The organism is Hungatella sp. SL.1.14 (assembly GCF_024460495.1).
GTDB classification, from domain to species: domain Bacteria; phylum Bacillota; class Clostridia; order Lachnospirales; family Lachnospiraceae; genus Hungatella; species Hungatella hathewayi.
Map to the genome: position 1 here is coordinate 106,590 of NZ_JANFYJ010000019.1, position 15,909 is coordinate 122,498.

Annotated in this window: 16 protein-coding genes and 2 pseudogenes; all 18 read left to right on the forward strand. The window is 44.3% G+C overall.

Annotation, left to right across the window (positions count from 1 at the left end; translation table 11 throughout):
* Positions 1-85 precede the first annotated feature (85 nt).
* The 18 genes and pseudogenes from NE473_RS19820 to NE473_RS19905 all read left to right on the forward strand — a co-directional run bounded on the left by NE473_RS19820 (position 86) and on the right by NE473_RS19905 (position 15,905).
* A pseudogene (locus tag NE473_RS19820) lies at positions 86-1,901 on the forward strand (reverse transcriptase/maturase family protein).
* 106 nt (positions 1,902-2,007) lie between these two features.
* Positions 2,008-2,133, forward strand: a pseudogene (locus NE473_RS19825) (DUF6133 family protein); the annotation flags it as partial.
* On the forward strand, positions 2,123-2,530 hold the full coding sequence (locus tag NE473_RS19830) for a prepilin peptidase (protein ID WP_006776980.1): 408 nt from the start codon (positions 2,123-2,125) through the stop codon (positions 2,528-2,530). The pseudogene NE473_RS19825 and the gene NE473_RS19830, both read left to right, overlap by 11 nt.
* Positions 2,531-2,719: 189 nt before the next feature.
* Positions 2,720-3,517 carry a Flp pilus assembly protein CpaB gene (cpaB, locus tag NE473_RS19835; RefSeq protein ID WP_055651418.1) on the forward strand — a complete coding sequence of 266 codons (798 nt, stop codon included), beginning with the start codon at positions 2,720-2,722 and terminating at the stop codon, positions 3,515-3,517.
* Positions 3,518-4,330: an AAA family ATPase gene (locus NE473_RS19840; RefSeq protein ID WP_006777365.1), complete on the forward strand. Its 813-nt coding sequence runs from the start codon at positions 3,518-3,520 to the stop codon at positions 4,328-4,330.
* Positions 4,324-5,817, forward strand: a complete 1,494-nt coding sequence (locus NE473_RS19845; RefSeq protein WP_055651419.1) for a CpaF/VirB11 family protein — start codon at positions 4,324-4,326, stop codon at positions 5,815-5,817. Before NE473_RS19840 ends, NE473_RS19845 begins: the two co-directional genes overlap by 7 nt.
* Complete coding sequence (locus tag NE473_RS19850; RefSeq protein ID WP_006777397.1) at positions 5,814-6,743, forward strand: type II secretion system F family protein; 930 nt, start codon at positions 5,814-5,816, stop codon at positions 6,741-6,743. The genes NE473_RS19845 and NE473_RS19850 overlap by 4 nt, the downstream gene beginning before the upstream one ends.
* Positions 6,744-6,747: 4 nt before the next feature.
* The gene (locus NE473_RS19855; protein WP_055651420.1) at positions 6,748-7,623 is read left to right on the forward strand and encodes a type II secretion system F family protein; all 876 of its coding nucleotides are present in this window, start codon (positions 6,748-6,750) and stop codon (positions 7,621-7,623) included.
* Between the two features lie 37 nt (positions 7,624-7,660).
* Positions 7,661-8,056 (forward strand): DUF4320 family protein, encoded by a 396-nt coding sequence (locus tag NE473_RS19860; RefSeq protein WP_055651421.1) that lies wholly within the window; start codon positions 7,661-7,663, stop codon positions 8,054-8,056.
* Positions 8,053-8,598, forward strand: a complete 546-nt coding sequence (locus NE473_RS19865; RefSeq protein ID WP_006777184.1) for a hypothetical protein — start codon at positions 8,053-8,055, stop codon at positions 8,596-8,598. Before NE473_RS19860 ends, NE473_RS19865 begins: the two co-directional genes overlap by 4 nt.
* Before the next feature lie 74 nt (positions 8,599-8,672).
* A complete protein-coding gene (locus tag NE473_RS19870) occupies positions 8,673-9,263 on the forward strand; it encodes a DUF6550 family protein (protein ID WP_006777183.1) in 591 nt (196 codons plus the stop codon).
* Between the two features lie 179 nt (positions 9,264-9,442).
* Positions 9,443-11,098 carry a DUF8193 domain-containing protein gene (locus NE473_RS19875; protein WP_006777182.1) on the forward strand — a complete coding sequence of 552 codons (1,656 nt, stop codon included), beginning with the start codon at positions 9,443-9,445 and terminating at the stop codon, positions 11,096-11,098.
* Between the two features lie 81 nt (positions 11,099-11,179).
* The gene (locus NE473_RS19880) at positions 11,180-11,818 is read left to right on the forward strand and encodes a hypothetical protein (RefSeq protein WP_039893727.1); all 639 of its coding nucleotides are present in this window, start codon (positions 11,180-11,182) and stop codon (positions 11,816-11,818) included.
* A 42-nt stretch (positions 11,819-11,860) separates the two neighbouring features.
* Positions 11,861-12,190 carry a hypothetical protein gene (locus NE473_RS19885; protein ID WP_006777180.1) on the forward strand — a complete coding sequence of 110 codons (330 nt, stop codon included), beginning with the start codon at positions 11,861-11,863 and terminating at the stop codon, positions 12,188-12,190.
* Between the two features lie 160 nt (positions 12,191-12,350).
* On the forward strand, positions 12,351-13,220 hold the full coding sequence (locus NE473_RS19890) for a phosphoadenosine phosphosulfate reductase family protein (RefSeq protein WP_006777209.1): 870 nt from the start codon (positions 12,351-12,353) through the stop codon (positions 13,218-13,220).
* 151 nt (positions 13,221-13,371) lie between these two features.
* Positions 13,372-14,469 (forward strand): hypothetical protein, encoded by a 1,098-nt coding sequence (locus NE473_RS19895; protein WP_006777208.1) that lies wholly within the window; start codon positions 13,372-13,374, stop codon positions 14,467-14,469.
* A gap of 45 nt (positions 14,470-14,514) precedes the next feature.
* Positions 14,515-15,507 (forward strand): DUF3991 and toprim domain-containing protein, encoded by a 993-nt coding sequence (locus NE473_RS19900; protein ID WP_006777207.1) that lies wholly within the window; start codon positions 14,515-14,517, stop codon positions 15,505-15,507.
* A 131-nt stretch (positions 15,508-15,638) separates the two neighbouring features.
* Positions 15,639-15,905 (forward strand): hypothetical protein, encoded by a 267-nt coding sequence (locus NE473_RS19905; protein ID WP_055651422.1) that lies wholly within the window; start codon positions 15,639-15,641, stop codon positions 15,903-15,905.
* Positions 15,906-15,909: the final 4 nt, after the last annotated feature.

The window sequence follows — 15,909 nt, forward strand, 5'->3', positions numbered from 1 at the left end:
GTAGTCCGAGTATGGGAAAGCCATGCACATGGCGAAGGGCGGCAGTTTATCTCTTAATACAAAAAAAGGAAAGGTGCGTGAGGCATTGAGAAATCCGATTGATGTGTTAAACAGTCTGAAATCGAAAGCATGTGATGAGGGCTATTGTTACGAACGTCTGTACCGGAATCTGTATAATGAGGAATTTTACCTTCTGGCCTACCAAAATATCTATGCCAGAGAGGGGAACATGACTGCAGGAGCAGATGGAAAAACCATAGACGGTATGGGCATGGACAGGATACAAAGGCTGATAGGAAAAATGAAGAATCACAGCTATCAGCCGAACCCTGCACGGCGTACTTATATCGAGAAAAAGAATGGAAAGAAACGCCCTTTGGGTATCCCATCTTTTGACGATAAGCTGGTGCAGGAAGTCGTGCGGCTGATATTAGAGAGCATTTATGAGCCGACATTTTCCAACTATTCACACGGATTCCGCCCAAACCGCAGCTGTCACACAGCTTTGCAGCAGATACAAAGTACTTTTACAGGTGTAAAGTGGTTCATAGAGGGCGATATCTGCGGATTTTTTGACAATATAGACCACGCGGTGCTGATAAACATTCTGCGCAAACGTATCCATGACGAATACTTTATTGCATTGTTATGGAAGTTTCTGAAAGCAGGATATGTGGAGGACTGGATGTTTCATAATACTTATTCCGAAACCCCGCAAGGCTCGATTATCAGTCCGATTATGTCAAATATATATCTGGACGAACTGGACAGATACATGGAAATTTATATGAAAGAGTTTGAGCGTGGAAAAAGGCGTCAGAAGTCAGCAGAATACGCAAACTGGGAATACAAACTTAAATATCTGCGTTATGAGGTGTACGCAAAGGACAAGTGGGTGGATCTGACGGCAGAAGAACGTAAAACAGCAAATGACCAGATTCATGCAGTCAGGAGCAAAATGTTGAAATGCGAATACTCTGATCCGCAGGACAGCGGATACCGGCGTCTGTTTTATGTGCGTTACGCAGACGATTGGCTGTGCGGAGTAATCGGCAGCAAACAGGACGCAGAAGAGATCAAGGCAGATATGAAACGGTTCCTGTCAGAAACTTTGAAGCTGGAATTATCAGAAGAAAAAACCTTGATAACCAATGCCCGTGATATGGCCCGTTTTCTTAGCTATGATATTTTCTTATCAGACAATGAAAGTCTGCGCGAGGATAAAAACGGTCATACAAGACGTGTGAGAAGGGGCAAGGTAAAGCTGTATGTTCCCCGTGAAAAATGGCAGAAGAAGCTCATGGATTATAAGGCTCTTGAAATCAAGTATCAAAATGGAAAGGAAATATTTATCCCTGTTCATCGAACCTATTTAATCAGCAATGACGACTTTGAAATTGTGCAGCAATACAATGCTGAAGTCAGAGGACTCTATAACTATTACAAAATAGCAGACAATGTAAATGTCCTCGGCCACTTTAATTATGTGATGAAATTCAGCATGTTTAAAACCTTTGGGGCAAAATATAAGCTCCATATCAGCGGTGTCCGAAAGAAATACGGTTACAAGCACTTTGGGGTGAAATACCAGACAAAGCAAGGCGAAAAGATACTGTATTATTATGAGGACGGTTTCAAGAAGGTAAAAACAGGGATTGCAAAACCAGAGGTCGATAATGTTCCCAAAGTATACCGCAATAATAACCCAACCGGTCTGATTGCCCGTTTAAGAGCGGGACACTGTGAGTGGTGCGGAGCTGAAAATGTTTGAAATTCATCATTGAAAAAAAGACTTAAAAGGGGAAAAGCGGTGGGCATGGCTGATGATAGCCCGAAAACGTAAGACACTTGCATTGTGCGTGCAGTGGCATGATTGTTTACATGCAGGAGAATTAGACTGATAGATAAATGGAGAGCCGGATACATCGAGAGGTGTAAGTCCGGTTCGGGGGCGGGCTTTTGGAAACCTGCCGCCGTGAAGCGGTAAGGCGCCGGGGGCCTAGCCTACTCAAAATTTTAATGGCCGTTGTAATCGGGGCGCTGCTTCTGGCAGGACTGTATGCATTGTTCGGTGACACAGTATTGCCGACATTAACGCGGCGTATCACCGAAATGTTTAACTATGCTGGATAGAAGGGCAGTTCAGGCCATTGTATTTTTACTGTTGCTTTTGGCAGCGTCGGTGACGGACATAAAGAAAAGAGTTGTGCCGGATCTGTTATGTATGCTGATCGCATTAACCGCCGCTATTTCTTTTCACCCAGAATATGTATGGGGGATTTTCATCGCGCTCCCATTTCTGCTTGCGGCGGTTTTTTATGGCGGAATGGGTGGCGGTGACATCAAACTGATGGCGGCCGCAGGACTTGTCCTGGGGCTTCCTGCAGGAATTGCTGCAACTATTGTAGGATTGTCGCTGGTACTTGTTTATTCTGTACTATTAAAAATATGTAAGAAAACCCAGGTGATCGCAGTACCGTTAGTCCCCTTTTTATCGGCTGGATGTGCAGTGGGATATTTGATTGGATAGGAGGATGTAATGAAAAGAAAAGCATTTTATTGTATTTGTGTAGCGGCTCCAATTACCTTTGTGGGTGCTGTTCTGGCATTTTACAGGTGCCGCAGGAAAAAGAGATACATTGTGAGGTAATCATGGCGGCAGGTATCCCCTGCCGCACTTAAAACGATAACTTTGAATCGAAAGGAATGGATATAAAATATGAAAATATTAAAAAGCCGTACTGTGCTGGGTGTGATCTGCATTGTAGTATCACTGCTTATCTGCTTTGGCATCACCCCGCTGTTCAATAAAGAAATCAGCAAAAAGATTGAGATCGTGCGGGTAGTAAAGGATATAAAAATCGGGGATAAGGTCACCGGTGATATGGTAAGGTCGGTTGAAGTGGGGAGTTTAAACCTGCCGTCCGAGGTCATGAAAAATAAAGAAAATGTCATTGGGAAATATGCATCTGCAGATATGGTCCCAGGTGATTATATCATCAATAGCAAGGTTGCGGACGAGCCGGCTGCTGAAAATGCCTACTTATATAATCTGTCAGGTGAAAAACAGGCTATTTCCGTGTCTGTGAAATCTTTTGCAACCGGATTATCTGGAAAACTCAAATCTGGAGATATTGTATCTGTGATCGCACCGGACTACCAGAAACAGGGCGAAACGGTCATCCCTCCCGAACTCAAATATGTTGAAGTCATTGCGGTAACTGCGGGCAGTGGCTATGATGCCAACACAGGAGAAGAAGATCCGGAGGAAAAGGAACTGCCCAGCACGGTGACGCTCCTGGCTACACCTGAACAGAGCAGGATACTCGCCATGATGGAGAAGGACGGGAACCTGCACATATCGCTCGTGTACCGGGGGACAAAAGAAAATGCAGCAAAGTTTATCGCAGAGCAGGAACAGGCATTGCAGGAACTTTATCCGCCGGAAACGGAGGCGGTGGAATCAGAACCGGAAACTGGACAGCCCGAAGGAGAGACAGAAGGGAGTGCAGAATAAATGCTGAATTTTAAAGGCAAAAAACGTGTGGATAAATCGGACAGTAAGGAGGAACCGGAAACAGGGAAACGCAAGGCACAGGTCTTGGCTGTCTGGGGAAGCCCCGGCTGTGGGAAAACTACGATTTCAGTGAAGATTGCTAAATACCTGGCAGAAAAGAAGAAAAATGTTATCCTGGTAATTTCTGATATGACCGTACCCATGATTCCCTGTATATGCCCGATGGACGAGTTGGAAAACATATGGTCCCTGGGAAATGTACTTGCAGCGCCGCATATTACAAAAGGGCTGATAGAAGAAAACTGCATTGTCCATAAAAAAATAAAATATCTGGCAATGCTTGGGATGCTGAGAGGGGAGAATGAATACACCTACGCCCCCTATGAGGCGGAACAGGCTTTGGAATTTCTTGCTGGGCTGCGGGAATTGTCTTCCTATATCATCATTGACTGCGGCAGTTATATCGCCAACGATATCCTTTCAGCCGTTGCACTGATGGAGGCAGACGCAGTTTTACAGATGGTAAATTGTGATCTTAAATCCATCAGTTATCTGGCAAGCCAGTTACCGTTATTACAGGAACCCAAATGGAAGGTAGAAAGACATTTAAAAGCGATCAATAACATCAAGGGGCAGGAAGCCATTAACCACATGGAACAGGTGCTTGGAAAAGTCAGTTTTCAGATCCCGTCCGCATCCGAAGTTACAGAACAGGGGATGGCGGGGAACCTGTTGGCGGGTCTGGAAGGAAAAAAGAGCCGTGGTTTTAATAATGAAATAGAGAGGATTGTTAAGGAGGTATACGGATGTTAGGGGAAAGAAAAACGCGAGGAGTATTTAACGAAGGCAGAAATTCTGAATGGAGCGCACGGATGCAGGAACTTATGCCGGCACAGACGGCCCCGGCAGAGCCAGTTGTAAGAGAACCGGCAGAAGTGGTGAATAAGAGTGCAGATGATATCTTTTTTGCAGCCGTGGAAGGGAAAGATTTTGCAACGGTGCTGCAGGAGGTGCAGGAACATATTGCCAGCAGGTACAGTTCGCTTTTGACGGATGGAAACAGTGATGATGTAAAAAGGCAGATGAAGCGCTACATTACAAAATATGTCCAGGAAAACCGGGTCGCGGTCCAGGGTATGTCAAATCAGGAACTCGTTGACAATCTGTACACAGAGATGGCGGAGTTCTCCTTTTTGACTAAATATATTTTTGGAGAAGGTGTTGAAGAAATAGACATCAATAGCTGGAAGGATATCGAAATCCAGTACAGCGGCGGCAGGACGGAAAAGCTGGAAGAACACTTTGACAGCCCCGCGCATGCTATCAATGTGATCCGAAGGATGCTCCATGTGTCAGGAACTATCCTTGATGATGCAAGTCCCGTGGTAACAGGGACTCTGGCTAAAAATATCCGTATAGCAGTATTGAAAACTCCGATTGTGGATGAAGAGGTAGGTCTTGCCGCTTCAATCAGAATTGTAAATCCCCAGAGTATGAAAAAGGAGGATTTTGTTTCGGGTGGAACGGCTACAGGAGAAATGCTGGACTTTTTAAGCGAATGTATCCGATATGGAATATCAGTGTGTGTTGCAGGGGCAACAAGTTCCGGGAAGACAACGGTGGCCGGCTGGCTTCTTACCACAATTCCAGACAGGAAGAGAATATTTTCAATTGAAAATGGCAGCCGTGAACTGGACCTGGTAAGGGAATATGATGGACGAGTAGTTAATTCCGTTGTTCACACTCTGACAAGGGACAGTGAAAATGACAGGCAGAGAATTGACCAGATTGCCCTTCTGGATATTGCGCTTCGATTTAACCCGGATATTCTGGTGGTCGGGGAAATGAGAGGGGCGGAGGCAAATGCCGCCCAGGAAGCTGCAAGAACCGGTGTGGCGGTGGTTACTACCATCCACTCTAATTCATGCGAGGCTACATACCGCCGTATGGTGTCCCTGTGCAAGCGTGCTGTGGACATGTCAGACGAAACATTGATGGGGTACGTGACAGAAGCATATCCTATCATAGTTTTTTGTAAACAGTTGGAGAACCGTCAGAGAGTGATCATGGAAATCATGGAATGCGAAATTAAACCGGACGGCTCACGGAAATATCGTCCTTTATATCAGTATGAAATTTTGGAAAATCAGTTGGAGGGAGACTATTTTGTAGTAAATGGGAAGCACCGGGCTATGAATACCATTTCGGACGGACTTTATAAACGTCTGTTAGAAAATGGAATGCCTATGGAAACCCTTAACAGATTTCGTTCTAAAGGGGAGGGAGGGGAAGAGGCTTGACAAGTATACAGCTTTTCGCCTGCCTGGGCTTGATCGTAGGCGGTTTTCTCCTTTTTGGGATCCGTCCGATGGAATTTACGGATGGACTTTTTGGTTTCCTGTCAAAAGAACCATCAAATATCAGAAATGAAATACAGACAGTAACAAAAAGGAAAAAGGCCAGATTTTTGAAAAAAGCAATTATTGAGGCCCAGCAGACACTCAAAATGACGGGACGAGAAAAGCAGTTTTCGGTTATTTGTGTGGTGGCCTTGATATTGTTTACAGTAGGAGCCTCGGCTGCCATCATGATTGGAAACTTTTTTCTGGCTCCGGTGATGGCTGTTGGATTTATGTTTTTCCCTTTTTGGTACGTCATACTTTCCGCCAGCAGCTATAAAAAGAATGTAGCTGCGGAATTGGAGACAGCATTAAGCGTCATTACTACAGGCTATCTGCGGACGGAGGACATTCTGACAGCGATAGAGGAAAATATTCAGTATTTGAATCCGCCAGTCCAGAGGGTATTCCAGGACTTCATTGTACGGATCAACCTGGTGAATCCGGACATCCATGAGGCACTAAAAGAGTTGAGAGAGAAAATTGACAACGATGTGTTCCAGGAATGGTGCGATGCCCTGTGTGACTGCCAGTATGACAGGAGTTTGAAAACAACCTTGACACCAATCGTATCAAAATTAAGTGATATCCGTATCGTCAATGCTGAACTGGAATATTTGATTGTAGAGCCGAGAAAAGAATTTATCACGATGGCAATCTTTGTGATTGGCAATATCCCGCTTCTCTATTTCCTTAACAAAAGCTGGTATGACACTTTGATGCACACACCAATGGGACAGGTGATACTTGCCATTACTGCAGCGATCATTTTTGTCTCTACAGCGGTCGTTGTCAGGCTGACAAAACCACTAGAATACAGGAGGTAGGGATATGTCAGTGTTATTACTGTTATTATTTGGAGGATTCCTCTTCCTGGGAATGTTCTTCCTGGCTGCAGACTTGCTAAAAGTGCCATATATGAAGACAGAAAAGGCATTGCTGGACACAGGAAGAAACAATAAAAAAGGATCGGCGGCATTCGATGCGTTCCTATTGCAGGGAGCCATGAGACTGTCCCATGTAATACGAATGGATGAGTATCGGAAAAGCCGAATGAAAAACGTGCTGAAAGCAACAGGGATTAAGATGACACCGGAAGTATATCAGGCGTATGCACTTACAAAAGCCGGCTTACTGATGGCTGGTATCATTCCATGCTTGCTTCTCTTTCCTCTCTTGACACCGATTGTAGTGTTTCTGGCAGTCATGGTTTACTTTAAGGAAATCCAGCGCGCAGACGAGATGCTAAAGTCAAAAAGAAAATCAATCGAAGACGAACTGCCACGTTTTGTTGCCAATTTGGAACAGGAGCTGCAGAATAACCGTGATGTGCTTTCCATGGTGGAGAATTTCAGGAAAAATGCCGGTACAGAATTTGGGGAAGAGCTGGGGGTCCTTGCGGCAGATATGAGATCATCCAGTTATGAGGCGGCACTTACCCGGTTTGAGGCGCGGTTAAACTCACCAATGCTGTCTGATGTTGTCCGGGGATTGATTGGGGTTCTGCGCGGAGATAACAGCGTGGTATATTTTCAGATGCTTGCTCACGACTTTAAGCAGATTGAATTGCAGAAATTAAAAAGTGAGGCCCAGAAGATACCGCCTAAGATCAGGTTTTTTTCGTTTCTCATGCTGATGTGTTTTTTGCTGACTTACCTTGCGATCATTGTATTTGAAATCATCAAATCATTAGGAGGGATGTTCTAAGCAGCCATATACTCCACATGAAAGGAGGTCAAGGGACTTGAAAAAAATATTAAAAACGAACCGTGGAGAGGGATATATAGATATCTGTGTGCTGGTGTTGTGTGCCATGTTGGTGATCGCATTAGCTGTCAGTGTATTCCCGGTTTTTCTGGCTAAGAATCAGTTGGACACGTTTGCAACGGAATTGTGCCGGGAGGCTGAAATCAGTGGCAGAGTTGGAACCGAGACTGCCAGGCGGGAACAGGTACTTCGGGAACGGACGGGATTAGATCCTACAGTTGAGTGGTCACAAAGGGGGGATATCCAGTTAAATCATGAAGTCACTGTAAAACTGACATTACATCGGGACCTTGGGCTATTTGGAAATTTTGGTTCTTTTCCGATTACTTTAAAGGCTAGTGCTACTGGAAAGAGCGAGGTATATCATAAATGAAGCGCCTGATTTGCTGTTTAAAGGATAAGCGTGGTTCCTCTTTCCCATTTGTGGTTGCGGTTACATTGGTATTAATGCTGATCATGTGCGGATTTTTGGAATTTTACCGCCTGAAGATTATTGCCAATGGTGTAAGGGACGCCGCACAGGAAGCTGTCATGATAACGGTAAATGATAATTATGCCAATGTATATCACGGGGTAAGGGAAGGATACAGTGGAGGATACCAGCCCAATAATGGAGGTTTTAAGTATAGCGTAGATAAGGGGGATGTACTGTCTGAAATGGATAAAATCCTGGGAACAAGGGTGGAATCCGGGCGGCATGTAAAGTATACAGATGGGGTTCTGGAGTACAGCATATCGGATTTAAGTGTTACTGCACGTAATGCGCCGCTTGCACCGGGAACACCGGAGAATGAACAGAGGTTTGAGATTGATGCAGTCGTGACATTAAAAGTACCAGTCCAGTTTGCAGGAAAGCGTCTGCCTGAAATGAAGATCAGGTTAAAGGTTCAGGCAGGGTATATTGAAGTCTTTTAAAATTTGGTAGACAGAATTGGAAAAATGTAGTATGTTTGATGCGACAAAATGATTGAGACAGGAAGGAGAACCATATGAGTGATAAAGTGAAAAAAGGTATGATTATAGCGGGCTGTGTAGTGTGTTGTATTGTTCTTGTAGTCATGATTGCCAGTAATTTTAAAGGACCAGCGAAGACGAAAGATAAGCTGGCAGAGAGCCAGTCTACAGAAATAGAGGTGAAACCGGATATAAAAAAGTCAGAATTGGATAAGAAACCAAAAGAGACTGACAGTAAAAAAGAGGAATCAAAGAAAGAACCGGAAACCACAGAGGGACAGCCAGAATCAGAGGAAGGAAAAGAGGGGGATCAGGATAACGGGCAGCCCGTTCAGAATATCCAGCCCAGAGTGACAAAACCAGAGACACCGGATCAAGAAGTATTGAAAAATCCCAATCAGAAACCAGATGGGGAGAGTGTCGAGGGTGTGCCGGTGCCGGAAAACCATGATGAAGTACAACAGCCAGAGACAGACACAGTTCCCGGAGCTGCACCGGAGGGTGAGTCGCAGGAAGGAAAAATATATGCCCCAGGATTCGGCTGGATAGATGACATTGGGGAAGGGGAAGGAATTGAAGACAGTGAAATCTATGAAAATGGTAATAAAATCGGGATCATGGATTGACAAGATGGCAACCTTCGTCCTACCAGGCATAGAGTGAAATCAAAAATATCATTTACTTATCGTTTAGCACAGCTATTTATGGCTGTGCTTTTTCATTGGAAAGGAGAACATTTCGAAATTTGAAAAGCCGAATAAGATGGCTGACAGGGATTGCACTGTTCAGTCTGTGTTTTTTGATCATGTCGGTTCCTGCTTATGCGACAGGGCAAGGTAATGTGGACGGCGGAGGTGGCGGCATGGGACAAGGTTCTTCGGAAAATTATTGGTCCCCAGGTGATGAAGGAGTACGTGTGTCGGTAATCAGTACAAGCGACCATAAAGTAGTAGGCACGCCTGTTGATCTTACCAACAGAAGCCCATCTGATATCAGGCTTCATTTTGGAAAAGTGAGCAAAATGTCTTATACATCAGGCCGGGGGATTGGTATTTCCGGTTCCAGGTATCAATACATAAGACCAGCGCAGAGATTACCCAAAATCATAAGTTCTCAAAGTCTCGGACCGGCCAGCATTGCGGAGATAAAGCGGTACTTTACGGATGAACAGACAGTACGTGGGATTGCAGGCTATGTGGGAATAGATTTTAATGTACTAATCAACGGCGAGTACAGGATCATGATAGAGCCGATTGCCTACGTGACTTTGCAGGGAGTAAGAGTTGCTATGACAGCAACCGAAGCGGCATTATACGATGAGGTGGCAGGAGGGGTGGTATATTCCTGGATGCGTGGGGTTGTCTTTCAAAATTTGCCCCTTTCAATGTTCCTTGAAAAACCTGATTTAGGATACCCAGCGTGGAACGGCCCAATTACCGGACTACGTTCACACCAGGAGATTAAAACTTCGTTGGGGCTTGGAATTATACGTTTTAATGAAGAATTGCCAGATCTATCACCAGAGGTTGCTTCCTTTGATTATGAATACCATACCAATACAGAGGTTATCACAAGTATCCGTGTAGGTGGCAGTCAAAGTGATCCAGACCACCCAGTATCTGTGACCTTTAAATTAAAGGGGAGAAATTATAAGGTAAGCAACGTATATTACCCGGAAGGGGGGAGTCAGCTCGCATGGGTTCGATGGACAACACCGTCAACGGAGCAGACTATGGAAATTCCAGTCACGGTTAAAGGCGGCGGACATACAGATAAAGGTACGATACGGGTCAAAATCGTAAACCTGGACAAGAATCCGCCGCCGAATCCGATCGCGGACGACCGTAATGACAGTTATACGAGGCCGGAAGTTCCATCAAAAAACCAGCAGACGTCCGCTGACTGGAGTATCTGGCGTCCTTATTGGTATTCCTACTGGGTATGGCATAGTGGTAATGATGACGATGATGGCTTCTGGTGCGACCATGGCTGGTGGAAGTTCAATATCGATAGATATCACGCAAATATGAACGCGACAATGCGTGTCCAGCCAGACGGTAAATCCCCTACAGCTAGTGGAAAAACACTAAAGAGCGGTTACGGATTTAATGAATTTGTCAGCAGTAATGTAAGTACGAATCAGTCCAGTGCTGTCACTGGAGCCCAAAATGCAGTAACCTATTTTCCAGAGTTCCAATATAAAACATATTGGCGATTATTGGATCGGATGTCAGGGGGCTTACAGTCACAATTTGAGTTTAAGCAAAACCAATACAGCACTTTTAAGCGAAGGACACACTTTACACCTATATGGATGCCTGATGGCAGGTACACACCGTATACCTGGCTGATTGATGCATGGACGCCGTCAGGGATGTTATCTTTAAATTTAACGGATAACCTGACAATCAACGGAAATTTGTGGACAGACTGGCATATTTCGCCGCAGGCACCAGATTAATAGTTAGAACAAAATAAAGAAATGGTTACAAAAAGAGGGAGACGCGGAATCTTCCTCTTTTGCTACATAAGGAGGAGTGACATGGACAATAAAATCAAAACTTTGGATACCCTGAAAAATGAGATCTTCTTATTAAAGGAAAAACTGCGGATCGCGGAGGAGGCGTTATCTGCTGACCGGATCCCCTATGAGTTGGTGAAGAAGATCATGGAGGTTGGAGGATATAGTAACAAAATAAATGCTTTGCGCAAAGCGTATTTGATGGGTATAGATTGGGATAGTCTTATTGGTCTTGTGCATGATTCAGACGGATCGGAGGAGGTCCGGGCAATTGCCGGAGCACTGGAAAGGAAGCTGGATATCCAGAAGATACGGATTGTAGCAGATGGAAAACACAATTATAGACAAATGGAATTAGTGTTTTACGGGTTTTATATAGGTAGGAGTGTCCAGGAAATGGAACTGGCTACAGATAACCGATTTGATGAGGACCAAATTGAAGAAATCTTATCAAGTTTTCAGTATGGCCTCACCTATGATCAGGTAGCAGTATATGCGAAAGAGCACTTTGACTGTTATCAGATGAGAACGATAAAAGAAGCTTTCCTGTATAACCATCTGAGCATTGATGAGGCGGCAGCAATCGCCGTACCCAGTAATAATACAAGAAGAATGCGCCAGGAAATCAAAGAGAGCATTAAGCGGCGCGGTGAAAAATGATAACCATAAATCTGTAAATGTGAGAAAGGGTAATGATAATTTATGGAAGATAAAGCAAATGATTATATTCAGCGTCTGGCGGAGGACGTGAACAGGCTGGTAGATGACCTTGGGACTTTTGGGTGCATGGACGATAAAGAACCTAAAAAGACACCGGAAGACAGGATCAGGGAAGTATATCAGTGGCTGACAAACTCCAAAGGCTGCGGAGAAGCTTCAGAGTATTTTAAGGAGCTGCTGGAGATATTGGATAAGTCAGACACCGAGTATGAAAGAATATCTGACATATGTGGGAGAATCCATAAGGTTCAGAAGATGGAACCCTGGAAGGAGACAATACCTATTAGAAAAAATACAGGCAGCTACAGGTAACAAGATTTAAGAGTCTGCTATTGTAACAAGACAGAATACGAGAACATCTATCCTTCAAGTAGAAAGGTTTTCTGGATTCCTTTATAAAAATCTAAATTGAAACACAAAAGGAGGGATAAGAAGTTGTGGCCATGTAAAACGATAGTCTCTTCGGAAGTTATTGGATTTAGAGGCGAAAAGCATTGAACGAATCAAATTAGCAAGTGAAATGTCAAAGAGGTACTATGATGCCCCCATAATCTGTACTTACAGTGGGGGGAAGGATTCTGATGTGCTTCTGGATTTGTTTATACGGTCCAACGTTGAGTTTGAGGTCCACAATTCTCATACAACAGTCGATGCTCCCGATACCGTGTATTACATTCGGGAGAAATTTCGAGGTTTAAAAGAAAAAGGGATCCCATGTTACATCCATATGCCATCGTTAAGTATGTGGCAGTTGATCGTTAAAAAGAAGATGCCGCCCACGAGGATGCAGCGCTACTGTTGTGAAATCCTAAAAGAGAATACAACACCGGACAGAATGGTTGCTACCGGGGTGCGGTGGGACGAAAGTGTGAAACGCTCCAAACGGGGGCAGTTAGAAGCAGCAGCGGCGAAGGTTGAAAACCGGATTACATTAATGAACGATAACGATGATAAGCGCCTGGTTATAGAACGGTGTGCAGTCCGTGGCCGTGTGGTATCGAATCCGATCATTGACTGGGAGCACCGTGATATCTGGGACTATATCCGCTCCAACCATATGTCTTATAATCCGCTATACAATATGGGGTATAAGAGGGTTGGCTGCGTAGGGTGTCCGATGGCCGGCAAAAACCGGTACAAGGAATTTGCAGACTTTCCGAAGTACAAAGCAGCTTATATCCGGGCATTTGAAAAAATGCTGGTGGCGATCCATGCGGCAGGAAAAGAGACAAAATGGAAGAACGGAGAAGATGTGTTTCGATGGTGGATGCAGGATCAGAATATTGAAGGGCAGTTGTGCCTGGCAGATTTTATGGACATGGGACCAGACAATAACATTTAGTCATCAGGAATCCGAGAGTTCCCTGCCGGCTGGAGCTGTGACAGAGAATGCACGGGCGGCGGTTCATGGGATATACTTTCCAAGCGGAGAAGCACAACAGCACCGCAATGCAAGAAACAGAAATGGGTAAAAGATTTACGGTAAAGAGGTGATGAATGTAAAAGTTGGGATTATTGATGCTGACTTACTGGAAAAAAACAGACATCGCATGCCAAACCTGGCATGTATGAAAATCAGCTCATATCATAAGCAGATGGGTGATCAGGTAGAATTATTGACTGATTATTCCAATGTACAAGAGTTTGGACGGGTGTATCTTTCAAAGGTTTTTACAGGAACAAGATGCCCGGAGGAAGTTCTTACTATGGAACATGTCAAATATGGGGGGACTGGTTTCTATTTAGACCAGGCCCCCGGATTACCTTATGAAGTAGAACATACCATGCCCGATTACAGTCTTTACGCAAATTGGCTTGCCAGCCAGGGTGAGGACGGGAAAAGAAGTAAGAAATTCAAATATTACCGGGAGTATTCTGTGGGTTTTTTGACAAGGGGCTGCTTTCGGCAATGCCCTTTTTGTGTAAACCGTAATAAGACGGCATCGGTGCCTGCAAGCCCTGTGACAGAGTTTTATGACCCTAAGAGAAAGAAAATATGCCTGCTGGATGATAATTTCCTGGCATGCAGGGAGTGGCACACTTTGTTGGAGCAGCTACGGGAAACAGGCCGTCCGATACAGTTCCGGCAAGGCTTGGATATCCGGCTTATCACTTCGCAAAAAGCTGAGGAACTGGCAGCTTGCAGGCTGGATGGAGATTTGATTTTTGCTTTTAACAACATCAAGGATAAAAGAGTGATTGTTGAGAAGATGAAAGTGATAAATAATGTATTTCAGGGATCAAAGAGAGTGAGATTCTATGTCTTGACAGGATTTGATTCAAAAGGGAGATATGACCAATCATTTTGGCGGCAGGACCTTCTACAAACATTTGAACGCATAAGGATATTGATGGGGATGCGTGCCTACCCGTATATTATGAGGTATGAAAAATACAGGGAGTCTCCTTACCGGGGAATGTATGTGAACCTGTCCAGGTGGTGCAACCAGCCCCATATGTTTAAGCGGATGAGCTTGCGGGATTTTTGCTTTCTGGCTAAAGATGGAAGTGCCTGTAGAAACTATCTGCAAGAATTTGAAAGAAACTTTCCAGAGGGCAGGAGTTACTTGGATATGAAGTTTATAGATTAAGATTCTGATCCAGGAGGTGGCGATATAAAATTTTCGGATGAAGAGTTGGATATTGCGAGGAGCGTGGACCTGGTATCCATTGCTGAACGTCAGGGGTTCACTACAAAAAGAGTTGGCAGTTACTATACGCTAAAGGAACATGATTCCGTTAGGATAAAAAACCGGAGGACTTGGCTGCGTTATTCTATCCCCCAGAGTATGGAAGGCCATAATGGTGATACTATCGAATTTTTGAAACAGTTTTGCGGGATGGACTTCCGCGGATCTGTCATTTATCTACTAAATGAAGCCGGTTATAGATATGAGGATAAAGAGTTTGAAAGTGATACATATAGAAAAAGACACGAATGCAGAAAAGCAGAACAGGAGACGGAACCAGAGGAAAAGGGGGAATTTGTGCTCCCAGAGGCGAATGATAATTACCGGCGTTTATATGCTTATCTGTTGAAAACACGTTGCTTGAGCAAAGCGGTGGTGGACTGGTTTGTAAAAAAGAAACTGATCTATGAAACGCGTAGATACCATAACGTGGTTTTTATTGGTCGAGATTCATTCGGAACAGCCCGTTTTGCCAGCATGAGAGGAACGGTTGACAATTATGGAAAGCCATTTAAAGGGGATGTGGACAATAACGACAAAACCTATGGATTTAATGTTCGAAATAGGAGAAACAAAGAAGTCAAGGTATTTGAGGCGGCTATTGATTTAATGTCCTACATGGATTATAAACGAGACGGGCAGTCAAATAAACTGGCATTGGGGACAACCTGGGATGGAGCATTAGACCGGTTTTTGTTAGAAAATCCCCAGATCAAGCTGGTTAGCCTGTATTTTGACAACGATAAAGCCGGTAGAAAAGCAGCGGCAGCATGCCGTAAAAAATATAGGGAAATGGGTTATCGGGTCAAAGTCCGATTTCCACCACACGGAAAAGATTGGAATGAATTTCTCGTTACAGAGAGAAAAAAAGCAACTGTTCAATATTTGGATAGAAGCAGGAATGTGGTGCGGAAACAGGCAATTGGAAAAATCCAGTAGAAAAGAAGAAATATGGATTGGTTTAATTATAAAGAAGAACTTATCTATCAGTTGATCGACTTGATGGAACGGAGCAGGACATTGGGGCATTAAATCTGGTGCTGGACGGTTTACCGGGAGGTGCCGCTGGTATGCTTTATAATAACACGTTGGATGAATTTGCGGAAGGGGTAAATACAGATCTGTATCTTCTGCCAACAACAAACGGTCAGACGCGCATTTATGCCGCAGATCAATATACACTTGTAGATATTAAAATGGGTCTTGAAAGGCAGAAACATTTCAAGGATTTTGAAAACCATGCTTTGTCAGGGGCCGTCCTGCATTATAAGCAAAAGTGTAAGTCCTTAGTGGTGGTCCCACAGCCGCGAAAATGCAGTGTGGTAAGAAGGGGTTAAAATT

What these genes read in the sequence shown, in the direction of transcription:
- NE473_RS19870 (WP_006777183.1), top strand. Translation starts at nt 8,673, where the DNA reads ATGAGTGATAAAGTGAAAAAAGGTATGATTATAGCGGGCTGTGTAGTG.
- NE473_RS19865 (WP_006777184.1), top strand. Translation starts at nt 8,053, where the DNA reads ATGAAGCGCCTGATTTGCTGTTTAAAGGATAAGCGTGGTTCCTCTTTC.
- NE473_RS19845 (WP_055651419.1), top strand. Translation starts at nt 4,324, where the DNA reads ATGTTAGGGGAAAGAAAAACGCGAGGAGTATTTAACGAAGGCAGAAAT.
- cpaB (WP_055651418.1), top strand. Translation starts at nt 2,720, where the DNA reads ATGAAAATATTAAAAAGCCGTACTGTGCTGGGTGTGATCTGCATTGTA.
- NE473_RS19895 (WP_006777208.1), top strand. Translation starts at nt 13,372, where the DNA reads ATGAATGTAAAAGTTGGGATTATTGATGCTGACTTACTGGAAAAAAAC.
- NE473_RS19905 (WP_055651422.1), top strand. Translation starts at nt 15,639, where the DNA reads ATGCTTTATAATAACACGTTGGATGAATTTGCGGAAGGGGTAAATACA.
- NE473_RS19880 (WP_039893727.1), top strand. Translation starts at nt 11,180, where the DNA reads ATGGACAATAAAATCAAAACTTTGGATACCCTGAAAAATGAGATCTTC.
- NE473_RS19830 (WP_006776980.1), top strand. Translation starts at nt 2,123, where the DNA reads ATGCTGGATAGAAGGGCAGTTCAGGCCATTGTATTTTTACTGTTGCTT.
- NE473_RS19855 (WP_055651420.1), top strand. Translation starts at nt 6,748, where the DNA reads ATGTCAGTGTTATTACTGTTATTATTTGGAGGATTCCTCTTCCTGGGA.
- NE473_RS19840 (WP_006777365.1), top strand. Translation starts at nt 3,518, where the DNA reads ATGCTGAATTTTAAAGGCAAAAAACGTGTGGATAAATCGGACAGTAAG.
- NE473_RS19875 (WP_006777182.1), top strand. Translation starts at nt 9,443, where the DNA reads ATGTCGGTTCCTGCTTATGCGACAGGGCAAGGTAATGTGGACGGCGGA.
- NE473_RS19885 (WP_006777180.1), top strand. Translation starts at nt 11,861, where the DNA reads ATGGAAGATAAAGCAAATGATTATATTCAGCGTCTGGCGGAGGACGTG.